Origin of the sequence: Halostagnicola sp. A-GB9-2, assembly GCF_030068615.1 — an archaeon.
Lineage (GTDB): Archaea > Halobacteriota > Halobacteria > Halobacteriales > Natrialbaceae > Halostagnicola.
The window spans coordinates 1-13,018 of record NZ_JASJOC010000019.1 but is presented as its reverse complement, the minus strand read 5'-3'; the positions used below and the strand labels follow the sequence as shown (position 1 = coordinate 13,018).

Genomic DNA, 13,018 nt, shown 5'->3' with positions numbered 1-13,018 from the left:
CGGTCCTATCGTACGTGTCGGTTGCGTCGAAGGTCATTCTCTCTCACCGCTGCGTCGCTCCCGACGAGTGCGTCGTGTCGTCCCTGTGGACGTCCGCGCACGTCGGGCGATACTGAAAGCTAGCAGTGCGAAGAGTTATCAATGCACTGCATCAGCCGATTCGAGTGCGGATTTCGGGGCCCGTTCGGATCGAATTCCACATCGTGTAAAATATACGTTATGTATAGTCGGACGAAAATCTCCCGCAACTGCGCCTCGTCGAATCTAAGCTATCACCCTTCTCGAGGCCCCTTCTGGCGCACTATTGCCGGTTTCGAGAGTGGTGGAGTGGTGGAAATCTCCTACTTTTATATTCTACGGGAGACATATGCATGGTAATGTCTGACAGCCAGCCACCGGAACAGGACAGTACGGAACACCCAAACTACCCGAGCGTCGATCAGTCGGATCGAACCCTCCCGAGGAATCTGCGCCAGTCCGGCGATCCAGGAATCGAGATGCTCGTTTCCACGCGCGTTCGCAAGTCACCGTTCTTCCACAAATCGTTCGTGGAGAACGGCGCCTGGCGGGCGACGGTCTACAACCGAATTTACCACCCGAGGGGCCTCGTCGAGCCCGAAGACGGCGGCATGATGGAGGAGTACGATGCGCTGGTCAACCGGGTGACGCTCTGGGACGTCGCGGTCGAACGACAGATCCGCGTCCAAGGGCCCGACGCCGAGGCGCTCACCAACCACGTCATCACCCGGGACGCGACCGAGATCGAGACGATGCGTGGCAAGTACGTCATCCTCTGCAACGAGGACGGCGGCATCCTCAACGACCCCGTGTTGTTGCGACCGGGCGAACACGAGTTCTGGTTTTCGATCTCGGACTCGACGCTGATGCAGTGGCTCCAGGGCGTCAACGTTGGCATGGACTTCGACGTCGAGATCGACGAGATCGACGTCGCGCCGATGCAGATTCAGGGCCCGCGCTCCGTCGACGCAATGGCCGACGTCGTCGGCGAGGAAGTCGAGGAAATCCCCTATTACGGTCTGATGGAAGCCGAGATCGACGGCTGTTCGGTGCTGGTGAGCCAGACCGGCTTCTCCGGCGAGAAAGGCTTCGAGATCTACGTCCGGGACGCCTCGAAAAACGCCGAAGCGGTCTGGGATCCCGTCCTCGAGTCCGTCAGGGATCACGGCGGGATGCAGGTCGCGCCGGCACACCACCGCCGTATCGCGGCAGGGATCCTCTCGTGGGGCCAGGACATGGATCACGAGACCTCGCCGTTCCAAGTCAACCTCGGCTACCAGGTCCCCGACGACAAGGACGTCGACTACGTCGGCAAGGAAGAACTCGAGCGCCAACAGGCACAGATCGAGAGCGGCGAGTACCCGTTCGTCCACAAGATGGTCGGCCTCAAGATGGCCGGCGAGCCGGTTCGGGACTACGCGCCGGACTTCTGGCTCATCTCCGACCCCGACACCGGCGAGAACTGCGGCTACGTCACGTCGCCGTGGTACAACCCCGAACTCAAGACGAACCTCGCGCTCGGATTCGTTCCGGCGGCGAAACTCGACGGCGATCCGATGGAGGTCTACGATGGCGACATCGAGACGGAGTTCCAGGTCCACCTGCCGGACGAGTACGCTGAGGAACCCGGCGAGCCGGTGTACGCCAAAGTCTCGGAGGTCCCGTTCAAGCCGTCGGTCAACCCGAGCGCCCGGGAGCAGGCCAAACTGAACGCCAGAGAGGAGGCCTCGGAGTGAATCGTGACCGGGACGGGAGAATCGTGACCGGGACGGAAGGAACGAACCGCTCGCGACGGTGCCGGAAACGAACCGTTCAACGCCTCTACGGACCGGTCCTGTGTCGGCCACCGCCGATACGTACGTCGGGCTCGAGACCCAACGCGGTACCTGAGCCAGCCGACGACCGACTTCACTCGACCCGGTCACGGGCGTTCGTGCCGAAGAACGGACCAGCCACCACAGGAGTGAGACCATGTCATCCGAAATACAGTCGACTGCGACGGCGGAAGGGGTAGTGGAGTTACTCGAGGAGCCGCGCTTCGAGCTGATGCCGTTCGAGAGTATCGACGAACAACTGGGGCACCTCCCGGACGGCGCGGAGGTCGCGATCACGACCTCGCCGACGCTCGGCCTCGAGGCGACGATCGACTGGACCGAGAAAGCGACCGATCGCGGCTACGAGATCGTCCCGCACGTCGCGGCGCGCTACGTTCGCAACGAGGACCACCTCGAGGAGATCGCGGGACGGCTCACCGACGCGGGCGTTACCGACGTCTTCGTCCCGGGTGGCGATCGCGAGGAGCCAGTGGGGGAGTTTCACTCGGCGTACGACCTCCTCTCGGCGCTCGAGGAACTCGACTACGCGTTCGAGGAGGTCGGCATCACCGGCTACCCCGAGGGTCACGCGTTCCTCGACGACGAGGTGCTCGCCGAGTCGATGGCGAGGAAAGAGGCCTACGCCACGTATATCGTGACACAGCTGTGTTACGATTCCGACGCCATCCTCGAGTGGATCGCGGACATCCGTGACCGGGGGATCGAGCTCCCGGTCGAGGTCGGCATTCCGGGCGTTATGAAGTACCAGCGGTTACTGGGTATCTCGAAAAAGGTCGGCGTCGGCGATTCGGTCCGTTTCCTCCAGAAGACGAGCGGCGTCCTCGGCTTCGTCCGCCAGCTCGTCGGCTCCCGGGGGACCTACGTGCCCGAAGAACTCATCGAAGGTCTCGCGCCGTACGCGACCGACCCCTACCACGACATCCGCGGCGTTCACATCTACGCGTTCAACCAGGTTCCGGACCTCGAGTCGTGGCGTGCGGACACTCTCGGCCGGTATCAGTGACGCTGCAGGAGGCGACGCTCGCCGTCGACTCGGAGAACACCTCTCACCCGTCGCTCGAGGTCCTCACGGCGACGACACCATCGACGATCACCCGCCGTCAGTCGAGGTTCGGTCCTGAACAGCTCACTCGCCCCGTTTTCGCTCCTGCGTCGGGTGCTCGGAGATGTACACCATCATGTTGTCCGGCACGTCCTCCGTAACCCACGAGTTCGCGCCGATGCTGACGTGGTTGCCGATGCTGACCGCTCCCAGAACCTTCGTCCCGGCGCCGATCACGACGTGATCGCCGATGTCCGGGTGTCGCTTGTACCCCTTCTTCAGCGTCTTCTCCTCGTCTTCTTCCTCCTCGAAGTGGAGTGCCCCAAGCGTCACGTCCTGGTAGAGGCGAACCCAGTCACCGATTGTCGCCGTCTCGCCGATGACGACGCCGGTACCGTGATCGACGAAGAAGTACTCGCCGATCTTCGCACCCGGGTGGATGTCTATCCCCGTCACCGTCTTCACGTATTCGGTGAGTTCCCGCGCGTACTCGGGAGTCCCGGCCTCGTACAGTTCGTGTGCAACCCGTTGCATCGTGATGGCCTGAAAGCCGGGATACGACCGGATGACTTCGACGTAGGACTTCGCGGCGGGATCACCCTTGTAGGCGGCCTCGACGTCCTTCTTGAGCGTCGCCCGGAGTTCGGGCAGCCGGTCGAGCACGTCGTCGACCGTTTCGGACGGGTCCGTTCCCGAATACGGGCGGATCCCGCGACAGTACAGCGACCCCAGTTCCGACAGCACGTCCCGTATCGCCGACTCGTCCTCGAGCAGGGCGTCGGCGTTCCAACACCTGGGAAAGAGAAGTTGTCTGAGCAGTCCCATCTCCGCCCGCCGTTCCGATTTCGGGAAGTTCATCGACGACTGCGTCGGGAAGGGATCGGTGTCCGCCTCGTAGGCCTCGAGGAGTTGCGCGTGTGCATCGCCCGTGTATCTGTACTCCATGTCCGTTGGTCCTTCGCGTGCTACGTACAAAGACGTAAATGGCCGAACGCATCGCGGATCAACGGACGATCGTCGCGCCGAAGAGCCGACACTGTCCGAGCGTTCGATAACGGCAAGCCAGTACCGAAGGCCCAAGAGATCGCCTCACAGAGCGATTCCTGGCTGGACACCGCGCGGTACTCGATCCGGAGCTGGCCGCGAGAGCCGCCTACGTAGTGAACCATCGGCTACCGGGCCGAATGCTACAAGAGCGTCGCCGTCGAACTCAGACCGTGTCGACGGAACTGCTCCTCGGCGAACCGGTTGCGGCGGACATCCGCGAGGCGGTGAGCGACCGGGTCCACGAACTCGGCGATCGAGGTATCATCCCGACGCTCGGGACCGTACTGATGAGCGAGGAGCCGGCCGACAAGCGCTTTATGGACCTGAAGCACGCTGCCTGCGACGATGTCGGCGTTGCGACGCGGGACATCCGTCTCGACCCGTCCGAACCGTCACGACGCCTCCATCGGGAGATCGAGGATCTGTGTACCGATTCCGAGATCGACGGCGTGTTCGTCCAGGTTCCGCTTCCGAACCACGTCGCGCTGCCCGCGGTCAGGCAGCGGCTCGAGCCCGAGAAGGACGTCGACTGCTTCCACCCCGAGAACCTCGGCCGGCTCGTCGCCGGCGAACCACGGTTCGTCCCGGCCACGCCGGCAGCGGTGTGCCGGCTACTTTCGAGCTACGACGTTCCGGTCGCGGGGGCGGACGTCGCGATCGTCGGCCGATCTGGAATCATCGGGAAACCGCTGGCGAACCTGTTGCTACAGGACAGGACGCCGGGAAACGCGACCGTCACCGTCTGTCACTCGAAGACGGCCGACCTCGCGTCGGTGACCCGTCAGGCGGACGTCGTCGTCACCGCCAGCGGCGCTCCGGAACTGGTCGACGGCTCGATGCTCTCCTCCGGCGCGGTGGTCGTCGACGTGAGCGCGAACCGCGAACCCGAGACTGGCAAAACGGATGACGGCTCGAGCAGTCGACACGGTTCAGGGACTGCCAACGTGGTTGGCGACGTCGAGTTCGAGAGCGCCAGGGAGAAAGCGAGCGCGATTACGCCCGTTCCCGGCGGCGTCGGTCCAATCACGCTCGCAATGCTCGTGAAGAACGTCGTTCGCGCCGCCGAGCGCCGAGGTACCGACGGATAGAATTCGACGATCGGACAGGAATGAAGTCTCTCCGGCAACCGCTTCAGCGATCGCTGCGCTCGTGTTGTCGGTCCGCTCGAATTCGCCCTCGACGACGGAACAGGGTTTTGAGGAATCGCTCGAGTCGGCCATCGGAGGGAGACATCGCGGGAGTCCCGGGGAGATAGTATTCCGCGCCGCGCTGTTCTTCCGACGTGGTACGTTCTTGACTCATATTCGAACAGTGGGCCTCGATCGGATTAAAAATTCTGGAATGGTATGGAATACCCTAACGAATGTTCACTACTGACAATTGTCGTCGAGCACCGCCTCGACTCGCGCGTGCTGTCAGGTACTTGACCGCCTCGCGATCTTCGGAGCCCGACGAGGTCCGGGAAAAACCACCGCTCGCGCCACGCGGATGTCACGTCGTCTACCGTCGACCTTCGGGCGTCTAACACGACCCCTCTCTCCCTCGTGATCTCCGAACCGAGCAGTCTCGTTTCCGGGTCGAACTCGATTCCCCGCGGATGTCGGTTGTCGACCGCCGAGACTGGCGTCCCGTCACGAACTGTGCGATCGTTCTCGAGGGCCGACCCTATTCGTTAGGACTGTGGAACGGAGGCTTCGCGGAGGCGGTCGACGATCTCTTCGCGGCCGATCCTGCGCTCGGACTCGTTGGCAACGCGACCCACCACGAGGTCGACGAGGTCGAGTTGGCGTAACAGCTCGAGCGTCTCGTCTCGATCCAGTCCGAGATCCTGTTTGGCTTCGTAGATCGTATTCGACCGCGACACCGTCTCGACGAGTGTTTCAGCGGTAACATCCTCGGGAAGCCCAATTCCGTCGGTGAGAACGACCGGCGACGACTGCGTGTGTTCTGAACCGTCGGCCGACCGGTCGTCGGAGGGACTCCGTGCCGACGCATCCGAATCGCTGTCGATCTGGGGACGCCCGCCCGAGTCGCCGTCCTCGGTTCCGTCGGTATGCGAGTTCGGCTCGTGGATATCGTAATCGATCATATACCGTCTGACCGTCTCTGCGGTGACGTCCATCTCGATAACCTCGCTCATTTCCGTGAACGTGTCACAGGATTCGTACACCTCCGTGAGCAGCTCCGGGTCTCTGAACGGCGGCACGTTCCGTTCTCGATCGTCAGTCGCCGTGTCGTCGGTGTCGTCGGAAACCGCAGGCGGACTCGAGTTCCGTTCGTCCGTTTCAAAAGTAGCGCCGCCGGTCTCGTTATCCTCGGTAGCGACGGAGACACTGAGCGCGATCGTTATCGACCCGTCGTCGATCGTCACGCTCGTCGGATCGACCTCGAAATCCGGATTGGTCGTCGGAACGAACGGTACCGACTCCAGGGTGAACTGGAGTCGGCCGTCGTCGTCGGCGGTTACGTTGTCGGGGCCGAGCGGCGTCCACTGTTGGCTCGATAACGACGGTACCGTCAGTTCGACCTCGGCGGTCGGCCTCGTTTCCGGATCGAGTCGATCGGCGAATTCGACGCTCGTTATGGTGCCGACCTCCTCGTCGAATTCCTCGAGAAAGAGACCCAGGTTCTGAAGGGTATTGCCGACATCCATGGTATATGTTATCTCACCATGCACAAGCATGAGGATATGTGATGAATACTGCAGGTGTTTAAGTGTAGTTCGAGTCCAAAACGAGTCAGCGAGTGTCTACCTACAACCGAAGGTTCCGGTCTCGAAACGGAACTCTCCGTCCGTTTCATCGATCGATAGATCGCGTCGTACTGTCCGACGGTTACTTCAAATACACATATGATATCTAGTGGTTTGTCGGAATCCATCTTCCGAATTCTGCAACTTCGACGATAACCACGGGACCGGCCAGGCGATGTTCTCAAGATCATGCGACGAGCTGGCTGGGAGCCAACGAACGCCTGTTTCTCGAGAAAACGGCTCACGTTCGAAGAGGCGGGTTCGCGAAAGCCGCACTGATAAAAATTCTGTTAGATCCATAACCCGGCCAATCCAAGCGATTATATTCTACGTGCCCATCATCCACGTTTTCGGGATCTAACACCGCTACAAACGAGATCGGAGAGAAGGTAGTCCGATTTGAGACATTTGTATCTGGACCGGCTGGTGTAGTTCACCGACGACTGGTGATATGCAGTAAACGACGACTCACCACGCAAGATCCAGCGGAGAGTACGAGTGCTGCGGCTCTCCACAAGCGGCCTGCAGAGCGTGACCGCAGTTTTAGCCACCCTCGCGGAGATATTGTCCGACCGCCCGGACGAACGTCCTGGCGGTCACGACTGGTGGGGAGCGAATATCACGGCCCATCCCGACTTTCACCAGATAATCCGTGAGTCGCCAGAGGTTGTACAACAGTGCTGCGAAGGTGAACGTGAACAGCCGCATACGAGATGTTCTGCTGGCTCGGTGGTCTGGTCATCCCAAAACCCTTCAGGAGTGCTGGTCGGTTTGCAAGGCGATCTGCAAGTTCGCACTGTGTGAGGTCATGGATCGTCTGGTAGATGTAGAGCCGTGCCATCGACTCGGTGCTAAAGACTGCTCTGTTCTGGTCGCAGGTATCGGTGAGTTCAGCAACTGGAATCGAGACCCGGTTGAGCAGCCGGCAAAGTTCATCAACATTATTACAAAGTATCTTCGCATGATAGACGATTGCTCCCGCCACCGCGGGAGCATTGTCGTCTAGCGTTGGGGTCAATTCGTGTGACACAGTAGGTGAAGGTATGAGAACTGATGTGTATGAATTCTTCAACTGAACTACTCAGAGAATTACTTGTAGACTAGCGGAACTAATGTTCGTATATCGATTATTGTAGGTGTCTAAATAGAATAGATGTTATTACTTTGATCGTTATACACCGTTCCAAAAACTAGGGTGTGAGTGGACTGGCTAGTTGTCAGCCTTTGTCCCTCCGGTGTTAGCCATGTATAGGTACCAGTTTCGCCCCGGTTTCAATCACCCGTTTGCCTTCTTCCATGATGAGTAGGAACACGAAATCGGGCGTCTCCGATCGTGGGTACCGACGATACGGACGGAGAGATTGTCGGTTTGCCTCTCCCTCGAGTCGGCGTCGCGAACGAATTAATCGGGTACGTTTCGAGAAGAGGCTACACCCCTGCCAGACTATTGCAGCGCTCTTGTCGGCTAAGGGCCACAGTATTGCTATCTTTAAGCAATTCAAAGTCGTGGTTTCCGCAGGTAGACCGCCCGGCCCTTGCTCGAGGAATCCGATACGGGCGGAATACGACGGCTGCACCGGAACCGACGGTCAGCGGTCGGTCTCAGTGAGCGAGTGGGTGACGAATAGCAACCGCGGGTGACGAATAGCAACCGCGGGTGACGAGGGTGACGAATGGGAAAACGAGCGCGGAACCGAGCGCAGGTCGGACGGGCTGACGAGTTCAAATTGGTCAGCCGGGAGCGTTCGCTTAGGTTTCGGCAACCGCAGCACTCTCGTCGACGCTCTCGTACTTGTCCTCGAACTCCTGGATGAGCTGGCCCATCTTCGCGTACCAGTCGTTAAGCTTTCGCTGCATATCGTCGGCGATCTGGGACGGATCCGTCGGGTAGTAGACGTGGTAGTAGCCGCCCTGATCGTAGTTGATCTGTTCTTTCTGGATAAATCCGGACTGGAGCAGCCGCTGGATCGAGCGGTAGGCGGTCGATCGCTCACGGTCGACGCCCTCCGCAACCTCGTCGATCGTCAGTGGTTCGTCGCTTTCGACCATCACCCGAAAGCAGTCCTTATCAAGTTGCTTGAGACCGTGAATACACTCTAGCAATCCCTCACATTCCATGTCCTGCTGGAGTTGTTCTGCCATCGAATTAGCCATTATTCTGTTTTGAAGTAGAGACCGTGCAGGTATAAGGGTTGTGTGAATATTGCGCAAGTTCGATGAGCGCCGGATCTAGCGTTTGAGACCCACGGTTGGATCCAACGGTCAAACCGTGGCATCGTTGCTTGGACATCCGATAGTGACTGTTACCAATCGTCGGCAAGCAGGTCGAGAAGCGCGTCGATTTCGGCAGCGGTGTTGACAGCGTGAACCGAGACTCGAATTGCGTTCGGAGACGGAAGCGCCCGGACGACGATCCCCTCGTCACTGAGGCGGCTAACGGTTTCGTCGGGTGCATCGACGTCAATCGTTACGAGGCCCGACTCGGGAGATGCGGGACTGAGTAGACGGTCCTCGGGGACGCCCGACGCGAGTCGACCGGAGAGGTCACGGATTCGGCGTTCGATAGTATCGAGACCGACGTCCGACACAGTGTGGATGGCCTCTCGCAGCGCAACGTGTGGGGCTGGATTCGCAGATCCGATCTCGAAGCGACGAGCACCCGCGGCGAACACTGGTTCGGCCGCCGTAGGCGTGTCGACGCTCCGGTAGCCGACCGCACGCGGTTCGAGCCGGTCGGCGACGTCGGCATCGACGTACAGAAAGCCACTGCCCCAAAGTCCGAGCAGCCACTTGTGGCCAGCGGCGGCGACGATGTCTGCGCCCCACTCGGCGACGTCCATCGGCAGCTGTCCCGGTACCTGAACGGCGTCGATAAGCGTGAGTGCGCCCGCATCGTGCGCGATGTCGACGAGTTCCGACACCTGGAGTTTCGTCCCGTGAGTCCAGGTGACGGCGCTAAACGAAACGAGTCTCGCATCAGCGACTGCCTCGATGTACGCCTCGTGGTCGAGTCGGCCACCACTGGTCTCGACGGTTCGAACCTCAACGCCCTCACGCTCGAGACGCTTCCAGGGAAGAATCCCGGCCGGGTGCTCAAGGTCGGTACGGACCACGACGTCGCCGGGTTGCCAGTCGATCGCGCCGGCGATCGCGTTGATTCCGGCGGACGTACTCTCTGTAAGGGCGATCTCGTCTGGTTGTGCGCCAACAAATGACGCGACCTGGCTCCTCGTTTCATCAAACTCGCCAAACGCCGTTTCGTAGGGGTCAGCCGAAGCAGGCACGTCGTACTCGTGGCGTTGAACGAAGTCCGTAGCGGCCTCGACTACGTACTTCGGACTCGGTCCGTGTGCACCATAGTTCAGATATGTGGCCTCCTGCAGTGCAGGAATGTCGGCTCGGAGCTCTGTCGGGGTTAGCATCGGATCAACCCCATTGTAGATACGCCCATGTCAAAACGAAGGTGTTACCCACATAATAGTTTTGGGATTAACACACAATATTAGATCCTGGGGCGATCAACAACGGTAGCTACGATAGTCGAAACCAAATATTGTATAAGTGGATTTTAGCGACTGTACTGTTGAATTGAAAAGATTCCCGTACTACAAGATTCCCGATACAGTTCGAATACTGACTTCGCCAGCATTCGCCTCGAATACTTTTCTATAGAATTGAGCAATACACACAATACATTTGCACCAGCTCTGCCAACGCAGTATTGTATGTCGGCCGAAACACAATCGCCGATGGCGTTCGACTACGAGTGGGAGTACTCACCACGAGTAACGACGCTATTTGGCCTATTCGCGTTCGTCGCGATTCTCGGCTGGTTCGTCACAGTCATTCTGACAGCGATCCATCTGTTCTCGATTCCCGCAATCCCAGCCGATGCACCGGTTCAAGGAAGTATCGAAGTGATTACCAGCCCGTGGGCGTACGTCTTCGGAATCCCGCTCGCGACGCTGGGCGGATTCTACTACCTGACGACGATCGGGCTCGCCCTCTGGTGGTTCGACACCCGGCACCCGCTGCTCATCAAGATCCTAACGCCGATCACGGCGAGCGGCGTCGTGTTCTCGACATACTTCGTCTACCTGCAGCTGGGCGTCATCGGCGAAATCTGCCCGTTCTGCATGGTGTCCGCCGCGGCGACGGTCGTCCTGTTCGCTCTCGAACTGGTGATCGTCCGCCAGAGCACGACCCCGTCGTTGTCCAGCATGGGTAGCGACCTCGGTCGCGTCCTCGAGCAGACGAACTACGCAGTCGTCCTTGTCCCGGTCCTGATGGGACTGGTCACCATCGTAGATCTGTTCATGGTGCCCCTGCTCCCGCTGCCAGAAGCCGTCCCATTCGTCTAAACGAAAGGCAGCGCGAGTTTCCCAACCCACTGGGCTCAGGGTGAAGCGCTCTTGTAACGAGATCCGAAAATAGGAGTGTTCAACCAACAAAAGTGAGTTACTCGCCTGCGTATCGACGTGCGAACGCGTCCGGGAGCTGTGCGTACACCGCTGCCGTCGTCTCGAGCGCCTCGACCGTCGTGTATTCGTCGCAGGCATGGACTGTATCGGTTCCAACGGCGAACTCGACAGTCGGAACCCCAGCGTTGCGGAGTCGCTTCGCATCGCCACCGCCGGTCGCGCTACGTCGATAGACTCGGCCGTCGAGAACTGCAGTCGCTGCAGCCGTCGTTGCGTCCACGAGCGGTGACTCGGGCGCTTCGTACGTTCCAACGCTCCAGCTGACGTCGGCGATCGAGACGGTCTCGCCCTCGTTCTCGCGGAGCCACTCCCTGACGTTCTCGAGCATGGCCTCCGTGTCGACGCCTGCCGGAAGCCGCACGTCGAGTTCTGCGCTGGCAAATCGGGGGACGCTGTTGACGGCTTCCCCGCCCTCGATTGTCCCGAGATTGACGGTCGGCCGGTCGAATAGGCGCCGAGCGACGTCCTCGTCCATCGACGTTCCGTAGTAGTCGATTGACTCCTCGAGAATCGGCGCAACCGGTTCGGGAACTGCGATGTGATAGGCCTCGAGTCGCGCCCGAATCAGCTCGAGGGCGTCCCAGAGCGCATCAATCGCGTTAGTGCCGAGCATCGGCCGCGAGCCGTGGGCCGCTTCACCGGTATCCTCGAGCGTCAACCAGAGGCTGCCCTTGTCGGCGACGGTGATCGACGGGGCATTCAGTGGGCCAGTCGGTTCGCCGATCACGCAGGCGTCGGCCGCGAGCCGATCCGCGTCGAGTATCGTCTGCAGTCCAGCGTCGCCGGCAACTTCCTCGTCGCTGACGAACGCAAACTCGAGTGTCACGGGTGGGCGTCGATCGGCCACGGCGAAGGCACGGGCGAGTTCGAGCATCGCGGCCACCCCGCCCTTCATGTCCGTCGTCCCTCTCCCGTAGAGGCGATTACCGACGCGCTCACCAAGTGGGTCGTACGACCAGCCGTCGGGATCGTACGGAACCGTGTCGAGGTGTCCGCTGAACAGCAGGGTCGTCGATCGTTCACCAGGTAGCGTCGCCAGCAGGTTCGGTTTCGTCGGATCGGTTGCTATCCGTTCGGTTTCGAGACCGAGATCGGTGGTTGTCGATTCGATCCAGTCGACGATTTCGCGGGTGTCGCCTGGGGGATTCGACGTGTCGAAGGAGACGAGGTCGAACGTCGTCTTGACCAGCCGTTCCCGAGGAATTTTAAGCGGACGTTCGCGACTGGACATGGAGTCAGTCAGAACGCCTCATCTGGCGTCGGTTCGTCGATGGAGTCGTATTTGTCCTCGAACTCCTGGACGAGCTGTCCCATCTTCGCGTACCAGTCGTTGAGTTGGTGTCGCATGTCGGTCGCAATCTGCTCGGGATCAGTCGGGGAGTAGACGTGGTAGTAGCCACCCTGATTATAGTTGATCTGTTCTTTTTCGAGCAGGCCACGTCCCAGCAACCGCTGGATCGAGCGGTACGCGGTCGAGCGTTCGCGGTCGATCCGGTCGGCGACCTCGTCGATGGTAAACGGGTCGTCGCTCTCGACCATCACGCGGTAGCAATCTCTGTCGAGCGGTTTGAGTCCGTGTAAGCATTCGAGCAGCCCTTCACAGGCTATATCTCGTTTCAGTTGATCGGTTATCGACGGCTGCATAGTCATACTCGAACATAAGCGGCGCACTGGCATAAGGTTTGCTCGTATTGCACAATACTGGTTTGGCGAGCACTGAGGACGCTGACCGAAGCTTCCAACTCAGACGGTCGTTTCCGGCGCGACCGCGACGTGAACAGCGGCTGCGTCGGTGTACCGGTACGACATTCCGTATCAGTCGTGGGGATGGAATCGTTTGACG

At 60.1% G+C, this 13,018-nt stretch carries 12 protein-coding genes; 4 read left to right on the top strand and 8 right to left on the bottom strand.

Going from position 1 to position 13,018, the window contains the following annotated elements:
* Nucleotides 1-377 precede the first annotated feature (377 nt).
* Nucleotides 378-1,754, top strand: coding sequence for an aminomethyl transferase family protein (locus QNM96_RS21935; RefSeq protein ID WP_283838940.1), 1,377 nt, complete (start codon nucleotides 378-380; stop codon nucleotides 1,752-1,754).
* 235 nt (nucleotides 1,755-1,989) lie between these two features.
* The gene (locus QNM96_RS21930; RefSeq protein ID WP_283838939.1) at nucleotides 1,990-2,856 is read left to right on the top strand and encodes a methylenetetrahydrofolate reductase; all 867 of its coding nucleotides are present in this window, start codon (nucleotides 1,990-1,992) and stop codon (nucleotides 2,854-2,856) included.
* Between the two features lie 123 nt (nucleotides 2,857-2,979).
* On the opposite strand, the gene epsC is transcribed toward QNM96_RS21930, so the two are convergent.
* Nucleotides 2,980-3,840 (bottom strand): serine O-acetyltransferase EpsC, encoded by an 861-nt coding sequence (gene epsC, locus QNM96_RS21925; protein WP_283838938.1) that lies wholly within the window; start codon nucleotides 3,838-3,840, stop codon nucleotides 2,980-2,982.
* A 272-nt stretch (nucleotides 3,841-4,112) separates the two neighbouring features.
* Between epsC and QNM96_RS21920 the strand changes: the two genes are divergently transcribed.
* Nucleotides 4,113-5,030, top strand: a complete 918-nt coding sequence (locus QNM96_RS21920) for a tetrahydrofolate dehydrogenase/cyclohydrolase catalytic domain-containing protein (RefSeq protein ID WP_283838937.1) — start codon at nucleotides 4,113-4,115, stop codon at nucleotides 5,028-5,030.
* A 43-nt stretch (nucleotides 5,031-5,073) separates the two neighbouring features.
* Here the strand turns inward: QNM96_RS21920 and QNM96_RS21915 are convergent, their stop codons facing one another.
* The 5 genes from QNM96_RS21915 to QNM96_RS21895 form a co-directional block, all read right to left on the bottom strand.
* The gene (locus tag QNM96_RS21915) at nucleotides 5,074-5,244 is read right to left on the bottom strand and encodes a hypothetical protein (RefSeq protein WP_283838936.1); all 171 of its coding nucleotides are present in this window, start codon (nucleotides 5,242-5,244) and stop codon (nucleotides 5,074-5,076) included.
* 370 nt (nucleotides 5,245-5,614) lie between these two features.
* A complete protein-coding gene (locus tag QNM96_RS21910) occupies nucleotides 5,615-6,595 on the bottom strand; it encodes a hypothetical protein (RefSeq protein WP_283838935.1) in 981 nt (326 codons plus the stop codon).
* A 642-nt stretch (nucleotides 6,596-7,237) separates the two neighbouring features.
* A complete protein-coding gene (locus QNM96_RS21905) occupies nucleotides 7,238-7,402 on the bottom strand; it encodes a hypothetical protein (protein ID WP_283838934.1) in 165 nt (54 codons plus the stop codon).
* Nucleotides 7,403-8,443: 1,041 nt separating this feature from the next.
* Nucleotides 8,444-8,848 (bottom strand): helix-turn-helix domain-containing protein, encoded by a 405-nt coding sequence (locus tag QNM96_RS21900; protein ID WP_283838933.1) that lies wholly within the window; start codon nucleotides 8,846-8,848, stop codon nucleotides 8,444-8,446.
* A gap of 149 nt (nucleotides 8,849-8,997) precedes the next feature.
* Nucleotides 8,998-10,116: an aminotransferase class V-fold PLP-dependent enzyme gene (locus tag QNM96_RS21895; RefSeq protein WP_283838932.1), complete on the bottom strand. Its 1,119-nt coding sequence runs from the start codon at nucleotides 10,114-10,116 to the stop codon at nucleotides 8,998-9,000.
* 327 nt (nucleotides 10,117-10,443) lie between these two features.
* Here QNM96_RS21895 and QNM96_RS21890 point away from each other — a divergent pair, with 327 nt between their 5' ends.
* Nucleotides 10,444-11,055, top strand: coding sequence for a vitamin K epoxide reductase family protein (locus QNM96_RS21890; RefSeq protein WP_283838970.1), 612 nt, complete (start codon nucleotides 10,444-10,446; stop codon nucleotides 11,053-11,055).
* 97 nt (nucleotides 11,056-11,152) lie between these two features.
* On the opposite strand, the gene QNM96_RS21885 is transcribed toward QNM96_RS21890, so the two are convergent.
* Both QNM96_RS21885 and QNM96_RS21880 read right to left on the bottom strand, forming a co-directional pair.
* A complete protein-coding gene (locus QNM96_RS21885; protein ID WP_283838931.1) occupies nucleotides 11,153-12,406 on the bottom strand; it encodes a M20/M25/M40 family metallo-hydrolase in 1,254 nt (417 codons plus the stop codon).
* A gap of 8 nt (nucleotides 12,407-12,414) precedes the next feature.
* A complete protein-coding gene (locus QNM96_RS21880) occupies nucleotides 12,415-12,819 on the bottom strand; it encodes a helix-turn-helix domain-containing protein (protein ID WP_283838969.1) in 405 nt (134 codons plus the stop codon).
* Between the last annotated feature and the right edge of the window lie 199 nt (nucleotides 12,820-13,018).